Below are 21,330 nucleotides of genomic sequence, written 5' to 3'. Positions count from 1 at the left end.
TGAAGCTCAGTACGGAAGTTGTTCTGCCGCAAGGAGATCGGCGAAAGTGTAGGTGCCGGTCGGGCGATCGTTGTTGCCCTGGAGGTAGAGCCGCTTGACCGCGACGAGGATGGCCTCGGCGATCGTGTCGCGGTACTCCGGGGCGTTCAGCAGGGCCGCGTCCGCGGGGTTGGTGATGTAGCCGGCCTCCAGCACGACGGCGGGCATCCTGGTGAGCCGCAGCAGGTTCCAGGTGCGCTCGTGGATCCGGCAGTCGAGCAGCGGGGTGCGGGCGACCACCTCGCGCTGGATGTACCCGGCCAGATGACGCCCGATGGTCGAGTACGACCCGTGATGGGTGCCGAAGTAGAAGGTCGCCACCCCGTTCGCGCGCTCGTTGTCGTAATGGCCGAGGCGCAGGGCGATCATGAGATCGGCGTCGATCACGTTCGCGACCCGGGCGCGCTGCTCGTCGCTCGGGGCGGAGGTGCGGTCGTGCGAGAGGAAGGTGGTCATCCCGGCGGCCGACATGCGGCCCTCCAGACGGGCCGCCAGATCCCACAGGATCTCGCTCTCCGCCTCGGAGCCGTCGACATCGCACGGATCGATCAGAATGCGCTTACCGGTCAGCTGGGGGCCCGACTGGCGGACGTGCTCTTCCTCGCGGATGGCGTGCGGGGAACCGCCGGTCACCCGGGAGCCGAGACGGTTGAGCGATTGCAGGGTCGCCGGGCCGCAGATGCCGTCGGACGCGAGGCCGTACTCGGTCTGGTAGAGGCTGACGGCGTGATGGGTGGTCTCACCGAAGGTGCCGTCGACCAGCCCGTGGTAGAAGCCGAGATTCTGCAGCCGGCTCTGGAGAGTCGCGACGTCGTCGCCGGTCATCGGCGCGGACAGCCGGTAGGTCAGGACCCGGCTGCCGAGCCGGTACGACGCCTCGCGCAGCGCGGCGTACGTCGAGGGTCCGACGATGCCGTCGGCGATCAGACCGCGCTGCTGCTGGAAGGCCCGGACGGCGCGCTCGCAGGCGTCGTCGAAGTCTTCGGAGGGGCGCGCGTGGCGTCCAGTGCCCGCTTCGGCCGCCGGCCTGGCGAGCAGACCGAGACCGGCAAGGATCTCGCGGATCTCGGCGACACCGGATCCGTGGTCACCCGGACGCAACGTGGCCATGTAGTACCCGCTTCCCTCTTCAGCGCCGGGCGCGTGTCCCGGCGCCCCCCGCGTCAGTGTTCAACGCCCATTCTCTCAGGCGTTCGCCGGGGGCGACAAATGAACCCGTCGATTGTGACCGTTGCGTGCGGTACTACCCCGCTGTGGCGAGCACCGGCTCGAGAGCGGTGAGGATCGCCTTCTTCGACTTGGCGCCGCGCAGCGTCGCGACCACCTCGCCGCCGGAGAACACCATCAGGGTCGGCAGGCCGAGCACCTGCATGTCCCGGGCGACGAGCGGGTTCTCGTCGACCTCGACCTTGGCCACGACGAGCCGGTCGGCGTGCTCGGCGGCGATCTGCTCGACCACCGGGGCGATCATCTTGCACGGGCCGCACCAGGCCGCCCAGAAATCGACGAGCACCGGCTTGTCGGATTCCAGAACGGTCGACTTGAACTCGGCGTCGGTCACATCGACGACGTGATTTCCCATGGAGATCTCCTTCTTCTCGGGTGGAGTCGGATCAGGATTCGCGGGCCGCCAGCCAGCGTTCGGCGTCGATGGCGGCGCTGCAGCCGCTGCCGGCGGCGGTGATCGCCTGACGGTAGGTGTGGTCGACGAGATCACCGCAGGCGAAGACGCCGTCGACATCGGTGTAGGTGCTGCGACCCTGGACCTGCACATAGCCGTCGTCGTCCAGGGTGACCTGGCCGCGGACCAGTTCGCTGCGCGGATCGTGGCCGATCGCGACGAACATGCCGGTGGCCGCGAGGATCGTGGTCTCGCCGGTGCGGGTGTCGGTCACGACCAGTTCGCTGACACCCTGGTCGCCGTGGACCTCGCTGACGGTGGCGTTGGTGAGGAACTCGATCTTCTCGTTGGCGCGGGCGCGCTCCAGCATGATCTTGGACGCGCGGAACTCGTCGCGCCGGTGGATCAAGGTCACCTTGCGGGCGAACTTGGTGAGGAAGGTGGCCTCCTCCATCGCCGAGTCGCCACCGCCGATCACGACGATGTCCTGGTCCCGGAAGAAGAAGCCGTCGCACGTCGCGCAGGCGGAGACGCCGCGGCCGAGGTATTCCTGTTCCCCGGGCACGTTCAGGTAGCGGGCGGCGGCACCCATCGCGAGGATCACGGCGCGGGCCCGGTAGACCTCACCGCCGACCTCGACCTCCTTGATCTCGCCGTCGAGCCGGAGCTCGTCGACCTCTTCGGTGCGCAGATCGGCGCCGAAGCGCAGCGCCTGCTCGCGCATCTCGTCCATCAGATCCGGACCCTGGATACCGCTGCGGAAGCCGGGGAAGTTCTCCACCTCGGTGGTCGTCATCAGCGCCCCGCCGAAGGCGACACCCTCGAAGACCAGCGGCTTGAGCTCGGCACGGGCGGCGTAGATCGCCGCGGTGTAGCCGGCCGGGCCGGAACCCACGATGATCAGGTCGTGGATCGTGCTGTCGGTCTCGGTCATCTATTCCTCCGTGGAGCGGGCTCGGATGGGACGTGGCCGCGCCGGGGTGGCAACGGGGGTACGTCAGCGTTCAACACCAGCCTAGGGGCTGGTGTTCCCGAGGCCCCGAAGCAGGTTCCGCAGTCGTTCGTCGACCGCGGGCGGAACATCGACGGGCTCCACCCGCGCACGGGCGAGGTCGGCCCGGGTCAGGGCCAGGGCGTCGAGGATCCGGCGTGCGCCGGGGTCGTCGCCGAGCCGTGCGGTGATGTGCGCGGTGAGCTCCGGGGGCAGTGCTCCGGCGTCGTACTCGGCGAGCAGTTCGCCGGTGAAGGGAGGTTCCGGGAGTGATCCGGGGACGGGTGGATCGGTCGAGTTCATCTGCCTGTTGCGCACCTGTCCCGATCCCGTGTCGTCTTGACCCACAATACTTAGACGCACGGGGCCGGCGATCGGTTCCGTGCGAGTCGATCGCCCGGCGGAATGGAGAACGAGATGAACGACGAGGCGCCGCTGCGGACCTGGAAGGCGCGACGGCCGGTGGGCCGCGGTCTGGCCGGCGGTGAGCTGCAGCTGACCAAGACCCATGTCGTCTTCGAGCCGAAGGGTCTGGCCGCCCGCGTCGACGGCATCCGCTTCTCGGTGGCCTGCCGGTATCTCAGTGCGGTGGGCACCGCCCCCGGCCGGGGCGGCCGGTTCTCCCGGAAACTGGAGATGCTGTGTCTCACCATGTCCGACGGCTCGCAGTGGCAGTTCGTCGTCGACGACCTCGATGACGCGGTCGCCACCATCGCCGCCCGGCTGTCGAAGAACTGACCGCGCTAGCTGCGGAAGACGTGCTCGTAGGTGCCGACCAGCATCTCGGTGATCACGTCGTGGATGGCGTCGACCGTGAACAGCTCCGGCCCGGCGTCGGGGCTGATCGGCGAGACCTGGGCCATCTGCCAGTCGACCAGCAGCTGGGTGATGGCGCCGACCAGGCCGATCGCGGCGAGGCGGTGCATCGGGTCCGACGATCCGGGCGCGCCGAAGCCGATGATCAGCTCGGCCCACTGGTGGATCGCACCGATGCGGAGCTGTTCGAGTGCCGGGCTCACGCCGACCACCTCGATCAGGATCACGCGGGCTCGCCGTCGATCGGTGGTCAGCGTGCTCAGCAGTGCGCCGAAGGCGGCCCGGGCGAGCGGGCGGATGTGCTCCTCGGGGACGGCGCCCTCCGCGACCACGTCGGGCACCTCGGTGAGGTATTCGAGCGCGGCCGTGGCGGCCGCGTCGCGCAGATCCTCGAAGCATGACCGGTAGACGGCGTTCAGCAGCGCCTCCCGGTCGGTGAACGACTCGTAGAAGTAGCGCTGCGTCAGTCCGGCCTCGTCGCAGATCATCTTCACCGGGACATTCGGATAGCCGAGAGTGCCGAACAACTCCAGCCCCGCGTCGATCAGGGCGGCGTGGCGCTGCTCGCGGCGCTGCTGCGCGCTCACTCCCCCGTAGACCCGCTCTTTGCCCTGTGCCATCGGACTCATGCTACGTGGACTGAATTCGGTATGAACTCTGGACCTCGCGCTATCTGACACGATATAGTGTCAGAAGAACGACGATCCTCCGCGACAAGGCCTGCCATGCTCGACTTCCTCCCCGCCGCCATGCGCGAGCCCACCGTGCTCGCCATTCCGTTCTTCGTGCTGATGCTCGGTCTGGAGTTCTTCGCCGCGGCCAGACTCGAGGATCACGACGACGAGGGTCGTCCGCCGAAGGGCTCGTACTACGGCAAGGACACCCGGGCATCGCTCTGGATGGGTGTCGTCTCGATCGGCACCTCGGCGCTGAGCAAGTTCATCGCGCTCTTCGCCTATGCGGCGATCTTCGCGTACGTCGCGCCGTGGCACTTGCCGATCACCGCCTGGTACACCTGGGTGATCGGCTTCGTCGGCCTCGACTTCCTCTTCTACTGGGAACACCGGGTGGCTCATCGCGTGCGGCTCATCTGGGCGACGCACCAGGCGCACCACTCCAGCGAGTACTTCAATTTCGCGACCGCGCTGCGCCAGAAGTGGAACAACTCGATGGCGATGATCCTCTGGGCTCCGCTGGTCTTCCTCGGGGTGCCGCCGGCGGTCGTGTTCGCCTGCTATTCGCTGAATCTGATCTACCAGTTCTGGATCCACACCGAGCGGATCGACAAGATGTGGCGCCCGTTCGAGTTCGTGATGAACACGCCGTCGCACCACCGCGTGCACCACGGCAGCGATCCGGAGTACCTGGACAAGAACTACGGCGGCACGTTCATCGTCTGGGACCGCCTGTTCGGCAGCTTCCAGCCCGAGCTGTTCCGGCCCCACTACGGGCTGACCAAGCCGGTCGGTACCTACAACATCTGGAAGCTCCAGACGCACGAGTACGTGAACCTCGGGCGCGACGTCGCCTCGGCGCCCCGCTTCCGCGACAAGCTCGGCTACGTCTTCGGTCCGCCCGGCTGGGCTCCGGCGGCGGTCCTCGCCGAGCGGGCCGCGGTGACCGCGGATCAGGAGCAGACGGCGGCGTAAGCCTCGTCGTGTGGAAGCCGGGTCCTCGGTACTGGGCTGGGGCTCGGACTCGATCTCGCCCTTGCGGGAACTTCGTCCGCGTGTCGTCGCAGGCTCCGCCACGCATGCTCAGCACGAGGCTCGATCGGTGGTTCCTGAGCGAAGTCGAAGGGCTCAGCCGGCTATGTGGTCAGGGGCCCGCGAACGACACCTGGTCCATGATCGCCTGGTAGTAGCCGGAGGAACTCTTCGGCAGCGAGGTGATCCAGATCAGCAAGTACTCGGTGCTCGCCGGGCTGTCGAGGCCGATGACAGTGGTCTTCTTGGTGACCGTGCCGGCGCCGACCACCGAGGTCTCGCCGAACGACGGCTTCACCGAGCGGGCGGTCCGGATCTCCACCTTGAACTGCGCGCCGACGGTCGGGGTCTTGAGCGTCACGGAACTGATCTTGGCACCCTTGGCGAAGCGGAACATCAGGCCGACGCCGTCTTTGGCGTTACCGAAGTTCGCACTCTGCCACTGTGAGGTCTGCCAGGGCGGCTGGGTGTCGGTGAGGACGTGCCCGGCGTTCAGGGCGGCCGTGTCGTCGACCGTCGGTCCCGGATCGAAGACCGTCACGGCTTTGGCGGTCACCGGAGTGGTGGCGGCGGGCGCCGCCGGCGCCGAGGTGCTCGCCGACCGGTCTCCGACGAAGCTGTCGACGTCGTTGTTGTCGTTGGACGCGAAGGGGTCGGCGAGCCACAGCACCAGGGCGATCACCAGGAAGAGCAGGAAGACCCCGGTCCCGATGAGCAGCGCGCCGTTGCGTTTGCCCGCGTCGCCCTCGCCGAGCAGCCGCTCCTTACGCGTGCGGCTTAGCGGTGCCACCGAGATCGGCGGCGAGTCGTCGGCGATGCGCGGCAGCACGTCGGTGGCGAGGTCGACGACGGTGGCCTGATCCAGGATGTGCTGGACGGTCCCGGCGGTCCGGATCGCCGAACCGCCTTCCAGGGCCCGCGCGGCGACCGCGGAGATCTCGAACGGGATCTCCGGCTTCACCTTGACCGGCGCGATCGGCTGCCCTTTGCGTTCGACGTCGGGCGCCGCCGCGGTGAGGCCGCCGACCGGCCCCTCCTGGGCCTGCGCGGTGGTCACGGTGTGCCCGGTGGCGCCGTCGAGCGGCCACCGGTCCAGCAGCAGGGCGTAGAGCACCGCGCCCAGGCCGCGGACATCGGAGGCGCGGTCGTCGTCGGCGAGCACGGCCGGGAAGGCGAGGACGGCGTCGCCGTCGAGGCTCACCCGGATGCGGTCCGGATGGTCGATCGACAGCGCCGCGCCGGCCCGGTGGGCGGCCTCGGCGGCCGCGGCGAGAGCACGCACCGCTCGGGCGGCACCGGTGGCCGATGGGCCGCTGTCGGCGACCTCGGCCAACGATGAACCGGGCACCCATTCTGTGACGACGATGCCGCCGGAGGCGCCACGCACCACGTCGAGCACCCGCGCGATGCCCGCGGTGTGCAGCTGGCCCAGCCGGCGCGTCCGGTTGAGGATGGCCTGCGGCCCGTCCGGGTCGGTGTCCCGATCCTCCGGGCGATAGGGCGGTGCCTGCTGCTCCGGGTCGACGAAGGTGAGGCCCACCTCGCGGTCGAGCTGGGTGTCCTTCGCGCGCCAGAACTGCAGTCCCCGCGTTCCGCCGTGCGGCTCGAGCAGCCGGTACCGGCCGCCGGCGATGGCGGCCCCGGGAACCAGGCGCGGGCCGCGGGGCGGGGTGCTCGCCGGTGGGGTCTGCGTCATCGGGGGCTGTCCTGTTCGGGGCTGTGCTGGTTCGGCCGCGGCGTCCGCGGGCGGTTTCTGGTGGACGGTGCGAGTCGGCATCTGCGACGGCAGATACCCGCCCTCGGCACCGCGACTCCGGTCGGTGCGGCCACCGCGGCCGGGGGGCAGCGGATCGGCGCCGATGCGCGGCAGCACGGCGGTCTCCCCGGCGGCTCCACCGCTGGTCACGGCGTATTCCTGCCAGCTGGCCGAACCGCGATCGAAGCGTCGTCGGACCTCTACCTGACCAGAGTACGGGAGGCCTTCGTCGCCGCTGACCCGCGGGAACTGGACGGTCATGGTGGCGGCATCGGTGTCACCCGCGGCGGACCGCGGCGCCGGTGCCAGCGCCGGAATGAAGCGGCCGACCAAGCGCATCACCGAATCGCTGATCGTCACCATGTCCGGGATGCGCAGGGCCACCAGGAACAGGTAGATCACGCCGAGCACCACCACGCCGGTCAGGGCCAGGTACGCGATCGAGCCGATCTTGCCCGCGTGCAGCGACATCCGATTCAAGTGCGTCAGATGCGTGACGGCCCAGACCGCCCCGGTGACCACCAGGGAGACGCCGAAGGTGAGCCACGAGGTGCGCATGACATGGGTCATCCGGGCGTTGCCGAGCCGCTTGTACAGCAGATAGTGGCCGACGACCGCGCCGACCAGATAGCCGAGCCCGTTGGACAGGGCGAGCCAGCGGACCACCAGTTGCGGGTCGTCGAACAGCACCGGTCCCAGATACGACGACGCCACCTTGACGATCGTGATGCCGACCACCATGAGCGTCGGCGTCCACGCATCCTCGCGGGCGTAGAACACCCGGAGCTGGACCAGCGTCATCGCATAGGGAATCAGCGTGAACGCGCCCCATGCGAGCGTCGATCCGAGCTGGGAGGCATCGGACGAGGTGAAGCTGCCGAAGTTGAAGATCGCGACACCCAGCGCTGGGCCGAAGAAGGTCATGTAGACCACGGTCGGGACGAGAGCGAGCATGGTCAGCCGGGTGGCGAGCGACATGTCGTCCACCACGGCCGGGGTGTCGTCGGCGGCTGCGTTCCGGGACAGCCGCGGCATGATCGCGGTCAGGATCGTCACACCGAGCACGCCGTACGGCAACTGCAGCAGCTGCCATTGCGTGGCGTAGACGGCGATACCGGTCTCGGTGGCGGCGGCCGCGATCCGGTAGGTGATCACCAGGCCGATCTGCAGGACGAATACGTAAGCGACGATGGCGACGGCCATGTTGCCGAAGCGGCGCAACCGGGCGTCGATCCCCCACCGCAGCCGGAGTCTGACCCCGACCTTGCGCAGATAGGGCAGGAGGATCGCGGCCTGGACGATGACGCCGACGGTGGTGCCGATGCCCAGGACCAGGAGTTTCGGGTCGCTCATCTGCAGCGGGTTGGCGGTGATCCTGCCGGGCATCAGGTAGTAGAGCACCAGCGTCACGATCTGCACGATGTTGTTCAGCACCGGTGCCCACGCACCGGGTTTGAACACGTTCTTCATGTTGAGAATCGCCATGAAGAGCGCCGACAATCCGTAGAACAGGATCTCGGGGAGCAGCAGATACGCGAGCGCGGTGGTCAGCGAGCGGTCGACTTTGCTGCCGTCGCCCACGTTGAGCGTCGTGAGCAGCGGGGCGGCGATCAGGGCGATGACCGTCGCGACGCCCAGCACGATCAGTGTCAGGGTGAAGATGCGGTTGATGAAGCCTTCACCGTGGTCGTCGTCCTCGGCTTCGGCGCGAACGAGGACGGGGATGACGATCGCGGTCAGCACGGCGCCGAGGACCACCTCGGCGATCATGTTGGGCAGCACGTAGGCGGCTTGGAATGCCGAGGCGATACCGCCCAGCATGGCCAACACCAGGACCGTCCGGATGAAGCCGGTGATCCGGGAGGCCAGCGTGGCGATGGCGATCGAGCCGCCGGTCCTCATCACCGATGCATCGGAGTCGTCGTTCCCGGTGGCGGCGACCTCGTTCTCGTCGGCCATCTCCGTACTCGCGAGCAGGTGCGGCACCGCGGTCTCGGGCCGGCGACCGGGTGCGGCCGGACGTGCGCCCGAGCCCTCGTGCTTGCCCGGATGCGGCTCGTACCGCACCGGATGCGCGCGCGGGGGCACCGGGGAGTCCGGTGCGTCCGGGCGTTCGCGGCGTGAACTCATGAGTCCTCCCGGTCCGGCGGTTGGGGTGGTTCGACGTGCTCTTCGCGGGCCACTTCCAGACGCTCCTCGTACGGGGTCGCGGCGAGCCGTAACTCGTCGGCGTCCGGTTCCGGCCGATCCTCGTCGGCGGGGTCGGGTTCGCCGCGGAAGCGGTGCCACAGCCGCCGTGCGGTGAGCAGCACCAGGGCGATTCCCGCGCCGATGGTGATCCAGAAGAGCGGTTTGCCGTAGGCGTTCGAGAAGATCGACAGCGTGATCGGCTCGTTCAGCGGGACGCCGGTCGAGGTGACCAGGGCGATCTTCACCGTGGCCCGCTCGGAGGTGGAGGCGTGCGTCGGAATCTGGATCTGCCGGGTCCCCATCGGCGGGATCTCCTGCACTCCGACGTCGCCGACGTTCAGTACCGCCGGGGCGTCGATGTTCATCCGGACGCGCATCGGCAGGGCGAGGTCGTTGCGGACGACCAGCAGCAGCGGGCTGCGTTCGGAGGCGAGCGTGTAGCGGCCGCCCGGATCGAGCAGTGCCACCGACTGCCGCATCCTGGTCAGGGTGGAGCCGACCGCGCCGATCCGCGTCGACCGCAGGCCGCGCGCCTGGTCGAGGGTCTGTGCCTCGGGGACGCTGACCGCGCGCAGCGCATCCTCGCCGAGCGGTGCGAGGTAGGCCTGGGGGGTCGTCACCGTGTCGCGCGAGCCGACCAGAGACGCCTGAAGCTGCGAGGAGAGTTCCAGATTCGCGCGGACCTGGCCGGCGTCGGCGGCCGAGATCGGGAAGCCCTGCGCGACGACGGGGTCCACATCACCCGGGGTGACGAGCGGGGCGCGCCCTGTGGCGTCCGGGAGCTGTCCGACCACATCGCGCAACGACTCCTCGTGGGCGGTGCCGGAGGCGAGGAGCAGCTCGACGGCGTCGACCAGGGCCGTCGCGTCATCCGCGGTCGGCGACCAGTAGGTCGGCGGCATGATGAACGCGCTGCGCCCGGTGACCGGCGCCGACTCGCCCGCTTCGGTGTGCGGGACGGTCAGCATCGGGAAGGCCAGCGCGGCGACGGCGGTCTGCCGGCGGCTGACCGGCGATTCGTGACTCAGATCCGGCTGCTGCCAGCCCGGCATGATCGACGGCACCACCGTGGTGTCTCCGGCGGCGCCCAGCGCCGCGGTGATCGGCGCGTCGTAGGTCTGCAGGGCGACCGCCCCCGAGCGGTAGCGGCCCGACGGCGCCGGGACCTGCGGTTCCACCGACGACGACGCGATCGCCGCGGTGTGGATGCCGTTGTCGTCGAGCAGTGCCCGGCCGGAATCGGTCAGGGTGCCCGTCGCGGGCAGGGTCACTCCGCGCAGCGACGTGACCCCGAGGATGCTGTCGACGACGTCCGACGCGCTGGTGAGCGCGGTCGAGGTGAGTCCGGCGTCGTCGATGGTGTGCAGCGAATCCAGTCCGGCCTGCGCGAACGGCAGCGCGGTGACGCACAGATGCTGGGCGACAGCACTCAGCCGGGACAGCCAGGCGCGGGCGGCGGCCCGGCCGGTGCCACGGGTGACGGCACCGCGCGGATCGTCCGGATCCTTGGTGACGTCGTACCCGAGGGTCATGGCGTGCACGGTGACCAGCAGATCGGGATCGACCGCCACGCACAGGCTGGTGCGGACCCGGTCGTCGCCGTCGCCGTCGGAGGCGAGTCGTTCCAGGGCAGCGAGCTGGACGTCGAGCCGCCCGTTCGGCGCGAGCGAGCCGGCGAGCCGGTCGCTGAGCAGCCGGACGGGTTCGGTCTTGCCGCCCAGGATGCCGGGGGCGAGCTGCGGGGTGTCGGCGAGAGGCCAGATCATGGTCAGCGCGGCCGGCGACGAGTCGTCCGGGGCGAGGGAGCCGTCCTGGCCGAGGCGGGTATCGGTGCCGGTGTAGCCCGGATCGAGGTAGCCGGCCGCGCGTTCGGCATCGGCGGGCAGGGACAGCACCGGCAGCAGGGTGCGGGAGACGGCGACCTGGACCGCACCGCCGGACTCGGGGACGCCGACGGCGTCGATCTGCAGCGGGAACACACCGGTGGTGTCGATGTGCAGGCCGTTCTCGCCGCTGAGCGGGACCTCGAGGTCGAAGTCGGCGGTGCGGCCGGGATCGAGCCGCTCGCTGACCCGGTGCGGCGGCGTCGTGACGGGGAACGGCGTGTCGCCCATCAGGGAGGTGCGCAGCGCGACCGCGGTCTTCACCTGTCCGCCGACCCGCAACCGGATGCGCAGGTCGCTGAGCGGCCGGTCGAAGGTGTTGGTGAGGTGGCCGCGCACGTGCACCACCGAGCCGCTGGAACTGGTCACGGTCGACGGGGTCAGTTCGGTGAGCGCCAGCTCCGCGTATTCGGGCTCGACGGCGCGGGCCGGCCCGGTGGCCGACGGCACCGCTGTCACCAGGGCGATCAGCAGCACGGTCCCGACGAGCGCGGCGAGCACGAGGAGTGGCCGCCGCATCAGGTCAGCTCGCACCGTCGGTACGACTGCCCGCTCCCGATCGCCGCGGTCGGCGACGTCGCCGTCGCGGCTTCGCCTGCGGCGGCTCGTTGCGGCGCTGGTTGCGGGCGGCGGCGGCCTTCTCATAGTCGTTCGGTTCGGTCCGGTTGGCCTCGGCCTCGGACTGGGCGAGTCGGGCGGGATCGCTGCACAGTTCGGCGATCACACCTTCGGCGGCCCGGGCGAGTCGTCGCTCGTCAGAGTACGTGAGACGACGTGGCAATTCGGTCAACGGCACCCACGCCACGGCACTGACTTCGTAGTCCGCATCGGAGAGCTCTCCCCCGGTGTACCGCAGCAGGAAGTGGTGCACCGTCTTGTGGATGCGACGGCCCTCGCTGACGAACCAGTAGTCGATCTTCCCGAGCGGGGCCACCACGGCGCCGGTCACGCCGGTCTCCTCGGCGATCTCGCGGATCGCGGTCTGCTCGGCGGTCTCCCCGGTCTCGATATGCCCCTTGGGCAGCGACCACATCATCCGGCCGCGCCGGTCGATGCGCCCGATGAGCACGGCTTTGAGCTGCTCGAAGGGCTCGTCGAGGTTGGTCAGGACCAGACCGCCCGCGGACGTCTCCCGCACGGTGCGCAGGCGCGCGCCCGCCGCGTCGTTCTTGCCGCCGTCCTGGTTCTTCCCGTGCGGACGACGCTGGGTGCGCGGCATGGCGGCCGGCGTGCCGGCCTCGTCGCGGGCGTGTCGCCGGGGGGCGAGGTCGGACGGTTTGGGGCAGGTGTCGGCTGTGGCCGCCGCGCCGCTGCGGTGCGCACCGGGCGGGCCGGGTTTTGGCCGCGGAGCCGCCTGCTCCGCCGGGGCGGCCGCGGCGGAAGCGCCGGCGGCCGTGTTCTGCTGCTGGCCGCCCTTGCCGCGACGACGTCCGCGGCGGCGGCCACGACGATTGCGGCGTGGCCGGGGGGTTTGCGGGTCACCAGCGGCCGGACCGTCGTTCACGACGTCCGGTCGGCTCACCGGGGACTCAGCTGACACACCACGACTCTATCCGTTCGTTACCCGCCGTTAGCTCAGGCGCATGGCCTGACGCGGCGACCGGTCATCGAGCGTCGGTAGGCTGGCATGTCATGACACAGAGTGAATCCACTTCGCGCGCCGTGCCCGGCGCGCCGGTGGATGCGGCCCGCGAGGAACGACGAGCCCGTCTGCTCGCGGCGGCGGCGATCACGCTTCGCGACCTGGGCGACGTCCTCACCCCGCTCGCGCGGCGATTCGCCGACCGCGGCCATCAGCTGTACCTGGTGGGCGGCAGCGTGCGCGACGCGGTGCTCGGCCGGCTGGCCGGCGACCTCGACTTCACCACCGACGCCCGGCCGGAGGTGATCGCCGAGATCCTCGCCGACTGGGCGGACACGGTATGGGACACCGGGATCGCCTTCGGCACGGTCAGCGGTGCCCGGCACGGGCACACCGTGGAGATCACCACCTTCCGCGCCGACGTGTACGACCGGATCGGCCGCAATCCGACGGTCACCTTCGGCGACACCCTGGAAGGTGACCTGATCCGCCGCGACTTCCGGGTCAACGCGATGGCGGTGAAGCTGGCGGCCGACGGCGGACAGGAGTTCGTCGACCCGCTCGGCGGCATGGACGACCTGCTGGCCGGCGTCATCGACACCCCGGCGGCGCCGGAGGACTCGTTCAACGACGACCCGCTGCGCATGCTGCGCGGGATCCGATTCGTCTCTCAACTGGGCTTCTCGCTGTCGGAGCGGACACTCGCGGCGACGACGGCGATGGCCGGCGAGATCGAGCGCATCACCGCCGAGCGCATCCAGGTGGAGCTGGACAAGCTGATCTGCGGCGAGTACCCGATCGAGGCCATCGACCTGCTCGTGGAGACCGGCCTCGCCGACCGGATCCTCCCCGAGGTGCCCGGCATGAAGCTCACCATCGATGAGCACCACCAGCACAAGGACGTCTACCAGCATTCGCTCACCGTGCTGAAGCAGGCGATCGACCTGGAGACCGGCGACCCGGACCCGGTGCTGCGCTGGGCGGCGCTGCTGCACGACATCGGCAAGCCGGCCACCCGGCGGCACGAGGACAACGGCGGCGTCAGCTTCCACCACCACGAGGTGGTCGGCGCCAAGATGGTCCGCAAACGGATGCGGGCGCTCAAGTACTCCAAGGCCATGGTCGACGACGTCTCCCAGCTGGTGTTCCTCCACCTGCGGTTCCACGGCTACGGTGAGGGCAAATGGACCGATTCGGCGGTCCGGCGCTACGTGACCGACGCCGGTCCGCTGCTCGACCGCCTGCACAAACTGGTCCGGGCGGACTGCACCACCCGCAACCGCCGTCGTGCGCAGCGGTTGCAGGAGACCTACGACCACCTCGAGCAGCGGATCGCCGAGCTGCAGGCGGCCGAGGACCTGAACCGGGTGCGCCCCGACCTCGACGGCAACGCGATCATGCAGTTGCTCGGTCTGGAACCCGGACCGCTGGTCGGCGAGGCGTGGAAGTACCTGAAGGAGCTGCGGCTCGATTCCGGTCCGCTGTCCCGCGAGGAGGCCGAGGCGGCCCTACTGCAGTGGTGGGCTCAGCGGTAGATTGAGCAGTATGTACTGCAGCGACCTGGGGGAACAGTGGCATGCGGCGCGGATCGAGCCCACGATCACGCACCTGGACTCCGCGTCGGCGGGTCGTGCCTCGCGCGCGGCGATCGAGACCATCACCGCACATCTGTGGCGGGAGGCGGAGCGCGGGTCGTATGTCGCGGCCGAGGAGCAGGCGTCGGCGCGGGCCCGTGGCCGCCGGGCGCTGGCCTCGCTGGTCGGGCACACGCCGGACGAGCTGAGCTACCGGGACAGTGCGCGCGCCTGCCTGCGCGCGCTGCTGAACAGCTGGAACCTGCCGATCGCGTCGACCGTCTGGGTGGCCACCAACGAATTCGGGCCGAATCTCGATGAGTTCGAGCGCCGCGGCATCGCGGTGCGGACCATGCCGTCGGCCGACGTCTACGGCCGGGTCGACGTCGATGCGCTGGAGAACATGCTGCAGTTCGAGCAGCCCGACTTCATCCACGTCTGCATGATCGGTTCGGCGAGCGGCGTGGTGCAGCCGGTGCTGGAGATCGTGGAGGTGGCTCACCACGCCGGGGTCCCGGTGGTGGTCGACATGGCGCAGGCCGTCGGTCATGTGCCGACCGTGACCGGCGCCGACATCGTCTACGGGACCGCCCGCAAGTGGCTGACCGGACCGCGCGGCGTCGGTTTCCTCGCGGTGCGTGCCGACGCGTTGCGCGCGGTGGAGGTGGATTCCTCCGAGGCCTACGTCGCCGGCGCTCTCGGGCTGGGGCAGGCCGTCGCCGAACTGCAGGAGATCGGGCAGCAGCGGGTCTTCCGCGAACTCGCCGAGATCGGCCAGATCACCCGGGAGCGGCTCAACGGGATCGGGTCGTGGGAGGTCCTCGAACCGGTCGACGAGCCGTCCGCCCTGGTCACCCTGGCTCCCCCGCCCGGCTGGCAGCCGAGTGACGTGCTCACCGCCAAGCGTGCCCTGCAGGAGACCGGAATCCTGGTGACCTGCGCCGATTCCTGGCGTGCACCCCTGGCGAACGACCAGTCGGTGCTGCGCGTCTCCCCGCACCTGGACGTGCGGCGGTCCCAGCTCGACGCCCTCGCCGCCGCCATCCGCACCATGGGTTACTGACGCCCGGCGTGTCGGGGAACCCGGCGGGCCGGGTGTGCGTCCAATACTCATGGACTCCCTCGAGTACTTCTTCGGCACCGGTGACGGCGAGCTGTCCACCTGGCATTCCCCGGCCGACCTCGACCTGAACCACGACGGCGTGCTGGACGCGGTGGCGCTCGACTTCGACGGTGACGGTCTCGCCGACGACGCGATGTGGGACGCCGACGGCGATGGGATCGCCGACCACGTGGTGCTCGACCTGGATGACGACGGCACCGGAGAGACGGCGTTCACCGACGGCGGCCGCGGGTTGTGGGAACGCCCCGCGGACGCACCCGCGCCGGGCTCCGGCCCCAAGCCGCCTCCCCCGCCGGCGCCGGGCCCGCGTCGGCTGGAGATCGACCTGGACGGCGACGGCGTCGCGGATCAGATTCTGGAGGACACCGACGGCGACGGCTACGCGGATCGTCTCGCGAGATAGTGGTCCGCAGAACACCGGCCGTTTCAGAGGCTGCGAGGGCGCATTGCCGCCGGCGGCGCTGAGACGGCCGATGTTCTGCGGTCACGCGGGTGGCGCAGCCAGACACCGACCGCGGCGAAGAAGTACAGCCCGCCGCACAGCAGCACCAGCGTGGGCGCGATGCCGTCGAGCGGCAGGATCGACGCGCCGAGGAACATGGCGACCACGAACGCGGTGTTGAAGAGCGCGTCCTGCACCGCGAACACCTGTCCGCGGTAGGTGTCGGAGATGTCGGCCTGCATGGCGAGGTCGCCGCACAGCTTGATGGTCTGACCGGCCAGCCCGAGGGCGACCGCGCTCACGCAGATCGTGGTCCAGCTGATGTGCACCAGGCTGAGCTCGGCGGCGGTCGCGACGGCCAGACCGGTGACGATGGTCCAGCGCCGGCCGATCCGGTGCACCAGAAGCGGAGTGGTGAACGCGGCGACCAGAGCCCCGATCGCCACCCCGCCGCCGATCACCGCGAGGGCACCGACGTCGTGCCCGCGGATCGGACCCAGGTTCACCGAGCGCACGATGAGCAGCAGCATCAGGGTGTTGATGCCGAAGACGAAGCGGTGCACGCCGATCGCCGACAGGACCACGGCGACGGTCCGGGTGGAGGCGGCCGCGCGTAATCCGTGCCGCAGCCCGTGGGCGACGGCGTAGAGCGCGCTGTGCCCGCGGTCGTCCGGGGTGTCCGGTCCCAGGAATCGTCGGTCGAAACCGGCGGCGATGCCCGCCGAGATCAGGGCGATGGCCGCGCCCGCCAGCAGGGTGGCCGCCGAGCCGTTGTCGCCCGAACCGAACACGGCCCGCAGCCCGGCCGAGATACCGGCGCCGAGACCCAGCACCGCCGCGCCGAGCGTCGTGAAGAAGGCGTTCATCTCGATCAGGACCTCGCGCGACGCGACATGCGGCAGGGAGGCGGACAGACCCGAGGCCACGAACCGGCTGCAGCCGGTCACCACCAGCGCGGCCACCAGCACCACCCCGGCCGGGGCGCTCGACGCCATCGCGAGGGCGACGAGAGCGACGGCGGCGGCCCGTAAGACGTTGACCCACACCAGTACCCGTCGCCGGTCCCAGTGGTCGAGCAGCGCCCCGGCGAACGGTCCGATCAGCGAATACGGCAGCAGCAGGACCGCGAATCCGGCGGCGACCGCCATCGGATCGGTGTGCCGATCCGGGTTGAACAGGATGGAGAAAGCGAGCGCGGCCTGGAAGGCGCCGTCGCTCAGTTGGCTGGTCAGCCGGACCAGGAGCAGGCGCCAGAGACCGGGCGAATGCCCGAGCGACCGGATGAACCCCACTGATCGAGAATACCGGGCGGATACTGAGAGGTTCTTCGAGTGAAACGAAGGATGCGGTGTGTGCCATGATTGATTGGTGGCTGGCGATGACCTTCGCGGACCGGTGCAGGTGAAACCCGGTTCCCTGCTGATCGCGTCGACCCTGCTGACCGCTCCGACCTTCGCTCGCACCGTCATCTACGTCATCGAGCACGACGAGAACGGCACCCTCGGCGTGGTGCTGAACCGGATGAGTCAGGCGGCGGTGTTCAACATCCTTCCCCAGTGGTCGGAGCTGGCGGCGTCCCCGCGCGCGGTCTTCATCGGCGGGCCGGTCCAGGCCGAGTCGGCGGTGTGCCTGGGAGTGGCCAAATCGGGGGTCGACCTGGACACGCAGCCGCGTCTGCATCGGGTGCGGGGACCGGTGTGCATGGTCGACCTCGACGCCGACCCCGACGAACTCGAGCCGATCCTCACCGGGGTGCGGATCTTCGCCGGTTACGCGGGCTGGAGTGCCGGCCAGCTCGGTGAGGAACTGGACGAGGGCAGCTGGATCGTCGCGACCGGGCTGCCGGCCGATCTGCTCGCCCCGGCGACCGTCGATGTCTGGCACGCGGTGCTGCGGCGCCAGGAATGGCCGCTCCCCCTGCTCGCGACCTACCCGGCGGACCCGCTGACCAACTGACATGCACGAGATCACCGAATGGTTGACCAATGTCGTCGACATGGCGCCCGCATGGGCCGTGTACCTGGTGGTCGTCGGTGTGCTCTACTCCGAGACGGCGGTGCTGATCTGCGGGCTCATCATGCCGAGCGAAGCCGTCCTGATCGCGGCGGGCGTCGCGGCAGCGGTCGGCCAGCCGAACATCTACATCCTGATCCTCTGCGCGGTCGCCGCGGCACTGTGCGGCGACCTGACCGGCTACGCCCTCGGCCGGCATTCCGGTCCGCGCATCATGGATTCGTGGGCCGGCCGCAAGTTCGGTGAACAGCAGTGGGAGCGCGCCCAGCAACGGGTGCGCTACAACAGCTATGTCACGGTGCCGATCGGGCGCTGGATCGGCTACGTCCGCACCCTGGTGCCGATCGCCGCGGGGATGTCGCGTGTGCCGGTGAGCAGGTATGCGCTGGCCACCTTCCTCGGCGGCTCCACCTGGGCGTCGACCGTGCTGCTGCTGGCCTACCTGCTCGGCGCGGCCGCGGGCGTCCGGCTGATGGGCATGATGGTGATCTGCCTGGTCAGCGCGGCGGTGCTGATGGTGCTGATCCGGTGGCTGTTCCATCGGGTCAAGGTGCGCCGCGAGGCGGAAGCCGGCCGCGAGTCGGCGTCGGTTTAGGCTATGTCTCCCGAGTCTCTTTCCGGTCCTCGGCGGTCGGCTGAACGCCTGGCGGCGTTGTCGTCGGTCGCCCAGCGGATCCACCGATGCCCCGGAGAAGACTCAGGAGACACGGCCTAACGCCGTTCCGCGAGGTCCTTCAGGGCGGCGAGGCCGCGATCGAAGTCCTTGGCGATGGCGCGATCGAAGAAGAGCGGGCCCATCACCGCGAACAGCAGGTTGCGTTCCCCGCGCATGGTCCACGAGACGCGGGTCCCCGAGCCCGCGGATTCGAGCGCGAAGGTGGCCTTGTTGGACGCCTTGAACGGTGCGACGAACTCCAGATCGAGGTCGATCCGATCCGGGGTCGACGCCGTGATCTCCATCGATCCGCTGCCCGCCTTCCGGTTCCCGGACCACTCGTAGCGCGCTCCGACCCCGGCGTCCGGGCCGGAATACGACCGCTTCAACTCGGGATCGAGCCCCTCCCACGGCGACCATTCGACCCACCGGTGGAAATCGTCGATGAGCGGGCGGATCGCCGAAGGGTCGGCATCGACGACGATGCTGCGTGTCTGCGAGAACGAGGGCATGCCCGCGACCCTAGCCCAGAGCATCCTTCTCGTAGCCGCTTCGATCGGCCTTCGCCGCGGCGGCGACCTGATCGGGCACCGCGCGGCGCAGCAGAACGTCCCGAATCCCCTGCGGGAGCAGGCCGGACACCGCGACCAGCGGGCCGACGTACGACGGGATGGTGGTGATGAAACGCGGTGCGGAGATCACCCGGAGCACGGCGGCGGCGACGTCGTCCGGGGACAGCAGCTTCGCCGCACCGGTGTCGGTGCCCGCCGCGAGGGCGGTGTCGACCACGCCGGGCAGGATCGCCGAGATATGGACTCCGCTCCCCCGCAACTCCTCGCGGACGCCGGTGAGATAGCCGAGGACCGCGTGCTTGCTGGCGGCGTAGCTGGCCTCGCCGGGCGGTGCGAGCTTGGAGGCCGCGGACGCGATGGTGACGACGTGGCCGCCGCCACGCTCGCGCATGCGGGGCGCGGCGAGCCGGATGCCGCGGATCACGCCGAGCACGTTCACCGCGAACATGGCCTCGGTGGCGGTCTCCGGTTCGGCGTCGAACGGGCCCACCCACATGACCCCGGCGTTGTTGACCAGGACGTCGAGCGGGCCGAGATCCCGTTCGACGTCATCCAGGAAGGTCGTGAACGACGCTTCGTCGGTGACGTCGAGCGGGTAGCTGCGCATCCCGGCGCCGAGTTCGCTCGCCGTCGCGGCCGCGGCCTCGGCATTGCGGTCGCCGATAGCGACGCGGGCGCCCGCCCATGCCGCCTGTTCGGCGATCTGCCGTCCGATGCCCGCGGCGCCGCCGGTCACCGCGATCACGAGCCCGTCGAGCTGTCTCTTCCCCATGGGTCCAGCGTGGCACAGTGCCGAAGGAGCCGAAAGGGCCGAAAGTGCTCTACGCGGCGACCGTCTCCTCGGCGGCGCGTCCGTACCGGGTCGCCAGCCAGGAGCACAGGATCAGCTGCACCTGATGGAAGATCATCAGCGGTAGCACGATCAGGCCGACCGACGAGCCGGCGAACAGCACCGTCGCCATCGGCAGACCGGTGGCGAGAGACTTCTTGGTGCCGCAGAACTGGATGGCGATGGTGTCCTCGCGGTCGAACCCCATCCGTTTCGGCAACCAGCCGGAGGCGATCAGCATCACGACCACCAGGGCGGTCGCGATGAGCACCATCAGGATCACCTGCCAGGCGCTGACCAGCGACCACAGTCCTTCGCGCACACCCTCGCTGAACGCGACGTAGACCACCAGCACGATGGATCCGCGGTCGACGTACTTGGTCGGCTCGGCGTAGCGCCGCAGCCGCGGAGCCACCCACGGCCGCAGCACCTGGCCGACGACGAAGGGCAGCAGGATCTCCAGCAGCAGCTTGGTGATCGATGCGCCGGAGAACTGCACGCCCGAGTCGGTGCTCATCAGCCAGACCACCAGGATCGGGGTGAGGAACACCCCGAGCAGGTTGGAGACGGACGCGCTCACGATGGCGCCCGGCACGTTGCCGCGGGCGATCGAGGTGAACGCGATCGACGACTGCACCGTCGACGGCACCAGGGTCAGGTAGAGCATGCCGGACGAGAGATCGGTGCCGATCACGTGGACGAGCAGCGGATGCAGCAGGTATCCGATGATCGGGAAGAGCACGAAGGTGAAGCCGAGGATGGTCAGGTGCAGGCGCCAGTGGGTCAGACCCTCGAGCGCCTCACGCGGATGCAGCCGGGTGCCGTACAGGAAGAAGAGCAGGGCGATCGCGGCCACGACGACGTCGTCGAGCACGGAGGCGAAGGTTCCGCGCGCCGGGAGGACGGCGGCGACGACGACCGCGAGCAGGATCGACAGCACGAAGCCGTCGACCGGCGAGCGCGCCAGCAGTCTGCCGAGCATCAGCGGGCCTGGCCGCTCTCGGCCTGGGTCTCCGGCAGGCACATGCCGCTGAGCGCGCACGACCCGCAACTCGACTCGCCGCATTCCGCCGCCGGATCGCCGGCCTCGGCGGCGCAGCTCTGTTCCGATGGCGTGCCGGCCGTGTCACTGGAACAGCAGTCGCTGGAGCAGCCGCCGGTGGCGTCGTCCGGCGCCGGAACGGTCTGGGCGGCGCGGATCGCGACGCCGCTGACCACCGACACCGCCAGCAGACCGAGGACCAGCCCGCCCAGCGCGTAGAACACGCCGCCGGCCGCGAACAGCGACAGCAGCCCGCCGAGGATCAGGGCCAGCGCTCCGCCCAGGAAGCCGGGCGCGGCCACCCGGTGGGCCAGCGTCCAGGCGTCTTTCGACGCGATCGTCTCCTTGGTCCGCACACCCACCCAGCGGTTGCCGGGGAGGGTGCCGGTCAGGCCTGCCACGCCCACGAACAGCCAGACGGCGGCGAGGACGAAGACCAGAACTGCGGCGATCACGGACACGGCGTACACGGCCCTCATGGTATCGCCGAGCCGGT

At 69.9% G+C, this 21,330-nt stretch carries 20 protein-coding genes; 7 read left to right on the top strand and 13 right to left on the bottom strand.

The genetic code is table 11. From position 1 onward, the window contains the following. Positions 1–6: 6 nt before the first annotated feature. The 4 genes from MYK68_RS20650 to MYK68_RS20635 form a co-directional block, all read right to left on the bottom strand. Positions 7–1,149: an N-acetylmuramoyl-L-alanine amidase gene (locus MYK68_RS20650; protein WP_247865592.1), complete on the bottom strand. Its 1,143-nt coding sequence runs from the start codon at positions 1,147–1,149 to the stop codon at positions 7–9. A 133-nt stretch (positions 1,150–1,282) separates the two neighbouring features. Then, entirely contained in the window at positions 1,283–1,621 is a 339-nt protein-coding gene (gene trxA / locus MYK68_RS20645) for a thioredoxin (RefSeq protein WP_247865591.1), read from the bottom strand. Between the two features lie 31 nt (positions 1,622–1,652). Beyond that, positions 1,653–2,594: a thioredoxin-disulfide reductase gene (trxB, locus tag MYK68_RS20640; protein ID WP_247865590.1), complete on the bottom strand. Its 942-nt coding sequence runs from the start codon at positions 2,592–2,594 to the stop codon at positions 1,653–1,655. Between the two features lie 81 nt (positions 2,595–2,675). Next, positions 2,676–2,954 carry an RsmA family anti-sigma factor gene (locus tag MYK68_RS20635; RefSeq protein WP_247865589.1) on the bottom strand — a complete coding sequence of 93 codons (279 nt, stop codon included), beginning with the start codon at positions 2,952–2,954 and terminating at the stop codon, positions 2,676–2,678. Between the two features lie 114 nt (positions 2,955–3,068). Here MYK68_RS20635 and MYK68_RS20630 point away from each other — a divergent pair, with 114 nt between their 5' ends. Continuing rightward, positions 3,069–3,389, top strand: a complete 321-nt coding sequence (locus MYK68_RS20630; protein WP_247865588.1) for a hypothetical protein — start codon at positions 3,069–3,071, stop codon at positions 3,387–3,389. 5 nt (positions 3,390–3,394) lie between these two features. Here the strand turns inward: MYK68_RS20630 and MYK68_RS20625 are convergent, their stop codons facing one another. Then, positions 3,395–4,087 (bottom strand): TetR/AcrR family transcriptional regulator, encoded by a 693-nt coding sequence (locus MYK68_RS20625; protein ID WP_247865587.1) that lies wholly within the window; start codon positions 4,085–4,087, stop codon positions 3,395–3,397. Between the two features lie 105 nt (positions 4,088–4,192). Between MYK68_RS20625 and MYK68_RS20620 the strand changes: the two genes are divergently transcribed. Further along, positions 4,193–5,116, top strand: coding sequence for a sterol desaturase family protein (locus tag MYK68_RS20620; RefSeq protein ID WP_247865586.1), 924 nt, complete (start codon positions 4,193–4,195; stop codon positions 5,114–5,116). A gap of 169 nt (positions 5,117–5,285) precedes the next feature. Here the strand turns inward: MYK68_RS20620 and murJ are convergent, their stop codons facing one another. Genes murJ through MYK68_RS20605 form a run of 3 tightly spaced genes read right to left on the bottom strand, consistent with a single transcriptional unit; the run spans position 5,286 to position 12,542 of the window. Beyond that, complete coding sequence (gene murJ, locus MYK68_RS20615; protein WP_247865585.1) at positions 5,286–9,059, bottom strand: murein biosynthesis integral membrane protein MurJ; 3,774 nt, start codon at positions 9,057–9,059, stop codon at positions 5,286–5,288. Further along, positions 9,056–11,521 carry a DUF6049 family protein gene (locus tag MYK68_RS20610; RefSeq protein ID WP_247865584.1) on the bottom strand — a complete coding sequence of 822 codons (2,466 nt, stop codon included), beginning with the start codon at positions 11,519–11,521 and terminating at the stop codon, positions 9,056–9,058. Before MYK68_RS20610 ends, murJ begins: the two co-directional genes overlap by 4 nt. 4 nt (positions 11,522–11,525) lie before the next feature. Continuing rightward, complete coding sequence (locus tag MYK68_RS20605; protein WP_247865583.1) at positions 11,526–12,542, bottom strand: NUDIX hydrolase; 1,017 nt, start codon at positions 12,540–12,542, stop codon at positions 11,526–11,528. 92 nt (positions 12,543–12,634) lie between these two features. On the opposite strand from MYK68_RS20605, the gene MYK68_RS20600 reads away from it, so the two are divergent. The 3 genes from MYK68_RS20600 to MYK68_RS20590 are packed head-to-tail and all read left to right on the top strand — an operon-like array spanning position 12,635 to position 15,684. Then, entirely contained in the window at positions 12,635–14,119 is a 1,485-nt protein-coding gene (locus tag MYK68_RS20600; protein ID WP_247865582.1) for a CCA tRNA nucleotidyltransferase, read from the top strand. Between the two features lie 10 nt (positions 14,120–14,129). Next, positions 14,130–15,221: an aminotransferase class V-fold PLP-dependent enzyme gene (locus MYK68_RS20595; protein WP_247865581.1), complete on the top strand. Its 1,092-nt coding sequence runs from the start codon at positions 14,130–14,132 to the stop codon at positions 15,219–15,221. 49 nt (positions 15,222–15,270) lie between these two features. Then, entirely contained in the window at positions 15,271–15,684 is a 414-nt protein-coding gene (locus MYK68_RS20590; protein WP_247865580.1) for a hypothetical protein, read from the top strand. 23 nt (positions 15,685–15,707) lie between these two features. On the opposite strand, the gene MYK68_RS20585 is transcribed toward MYK68_RS20590, so the two are convergent. Beyond that, positions 15,708–17,015: an MFS transporter gene (locus tag MYK68_RS20585; RefSeq protein WP_247865579.1), complete on the bottom strand. Its 1,308-nt coding sequence runs from the start codon at positions 17,013–17,015 to the stop codon at positions 15,708–15,710. Between the two features lie 76 nt (positions 17,016–17,091). On the opposite strand from MYK68_RS20585, the gene MYK68_RS20580 reads away from it, so the two are divergent. Both MYK68_RS20580 and MYK68_RS20575 read left to right on the top strand, forming a co-directional pair. Beyond that, positions 17,092–17,679 (top strand): YqgE/AlgH family protein, encoded by a 588-nt coding sequence (locus tag MYK68_RS20580; RefSeq protein ID WP_247865578.1) that lies wholly within the window; start codon positions 17,092–17,094, stop codon positions 17,677–17,679. A gap of 1 nt (position 17,680) precedes the next feature. After that, entirely contained in the window at positions 17,681–18,331 is a 651-nt protein-coding gene (locus MYK68_RS20575) for a DedA family protein (protein WP_247865577.1), read from the top strand. Between the two features lie 116 nt (positions 18,332–18,447). Here MYK68_RS20575 and MYK68_RS20570 read toward each other — a convergent pair whose 3' ends face one another. Genes MYK68_RS20570 through MYK68_RS20555 form a run of 4 tightly spaced genes read right to left on the bottom strand, consistent with a single transcriptional unit; the run spans position 18,448 to position 21,304 of the window. Beyond that, positions 18,448–18,903 (bottom strand): SRPBCC family protein, encoded by a 456-nt coding sequence (locus tag MYK68_RS20570; RefSeq protein ID WP_247865576.1) that lies wholly within the window; start codon positions 18,901–18,903, stop codon positions 18,448–18,450. 10 nt (positions 18,904–18,913) lie between these two features. After that, positions 18,914–19,735, bottom strand: coding sequence for an SDR family oxidoreductase (locus tag MYK68_RS20565; RefSeq protein WP_247865575.1), 822 nt, complete (start codon positions 19,733–19,735; stop codon positions 18,914–18,916). 49 nt (positions 19,736–19,784) lie between these two features. Beyond that, positions 19,785–20,774 carry a bile acid:sodium symporter family protein gene (locus MYK68_RS20560; RefSeq protein WP_247865574.1) on the bottom strand — a complete coding sequence of 330 codons (990 nt, stop codon included), beginning with the start codon at positions 20,772–20,774 and terminating at the stop codon, positions 19,785–19,787. Beyond that, a complete protein-coding gene (locus tag MYK68_RS20555) occupies positions 20,774–21,304 on the bottom strand; it encodes an SdpI family protein (RefSeq protein WP_247865573.1) in 531 nt (176 codons plus the stop codon). The genes MYK68_RS20560 and MYK68_RS20555 overlap by 1 nt, the downstream gene beginning before the upstream one ends. Between the last annotated feature and the right edge of the window lie 26 nt (positions 21,305–21,330).

Origin of the sequence: Gordonia sp. PP30, from assembly GCF_023100845.1 — a bacterium.
Classification (GTDB): Bacteria; Actinomycetota; Actinomycetes; order Mycobacteriales; family Mycobacteriaceae; genus Gordonia.
This window is presented reverse-complemented; position numbering and strand designations above follow the sequence as displayed.

What these genes read in the sequence shown, in the direction of transcription:
- MYK68_RS20650 (WP_247865592.1), bottom strand. Translation starts at nt 1,149, where the DNA reads ATGGCCACGTTGCGTCCGGGTGACCACGGATCCGGTGTCGCCGAGATC.
- MYK68_RS20625 (WP_247865587.1), bottom strand. Translation starts at nt 4,087, where the DNA reads ATGGCACAGGGCAAAGAGCGGGTCTACGGGGGAGTGAGCGCGCAGCAG.
- MYK68_RS20635 (WP_247865589.1), bottom strand. Translation starts at nt 2,954, where the DNA reads ATGAACTCGACCGATCCACCCGTCCCCGGATCACTCCCGGAACCTCCC.
- MYK68_RS20570 (WP_247865576.1), bottom strand. Translation starts at nt 18,903, where the DNA reads ATGCCCTCGTTCTCGCAGACACGCAGCATCGTCGTCGATGCCGACCCT.
- murJ (WP_247865585.1), bottom strand. Translation starts at nt 9,059, where the DNA reads ATGAGTTCACGCCGCGAACGCCCGGACGCACCGGACTCCCCGGTGCCC.
- MYK68_RS20595 (WP_247865581.1), top strand. Translation starts at nt 14,130, where the DNA reads ATGTACTGCAGCGACCTGGGGGAACAGTGGCATGCGGCGCGGATCGAG.
- MYK68_RS20620 (WP_247865586.1), top strand. Translation starts at nt 4,193, where the DNA reads ATGCTCGACTTCCTCCCCGCCGCCATGCGCGAGCCCACCGTGCTCGCC.
- MYK68_RS20560 (WP_247865574.1), bottom strand. Translation starts at nt 20,774, where the DNA reads ATGCTCGGCAGACTGCTGGCGCGCTCGCCGGTCGACGGCTTCGTGCTG.
- MYK68_RS20565 (WP_247865575.1), bottom strand. Translation starts at nt 19,735, where the DNA reads ATGGGGAAGAGACAGCTCGACGGGCTCGTGATCGCGGTGACCGGCGGC.
- trxA (WP_247865591.1), bottom strand. Translation starts at nt 1,621, where the DNA reads ATGGGAAATCACGTCGTCGATGTGACCGACGCCGAGTTCAAGTCGACC.
- MYK68_RS20575 (WP_247865577.1), top strand. Translation starts at nt 17,681, where the DNA reads ATGCACGAGATCACCGAATGGTTGACCAATGTCGTCGACATGGCGCCC.
- MYK68_RS20590 (WP_247865580.1), top strand. Translation starts at nt 15,271, where the DNA reads ATGGACTCCCTCGAGTACTTCTTCGGCACCGGTGACGGCGAGCTGTCC.
- MYK68_RS20600 (WP_247865582.1), top strand. Translation starts at nt 12,635, where the DNA reads ATGACACAGAGTGAATCCACTTCGCGCGCCGTGCCCGGCGCGCCGGTG.
- trxB (WP_247865590.1), bottom strand. Translation starts at nt 2,594, where the DNA reads ATGACCGAGACCGACAGCACGATCCACGACCTGATCATCGTGGGTTCC.
- MYK68_RS20630 (WP_247865588.1), top strand. Translation starts at nt 3,069, where the DNA reads ATGAACGACGAGGCGCCGCTGCGGACCTGGAAGGCGCGACGGCCGGTG.
- MYK68_RS20610 (WP_247865584.1), bottom strand. Translation starts at nt 11,521, where the DNA reads ATGCGGCGGCCACTCCTCGTGCTCGCCGCGCTCGTCGGGACCGTGCTG.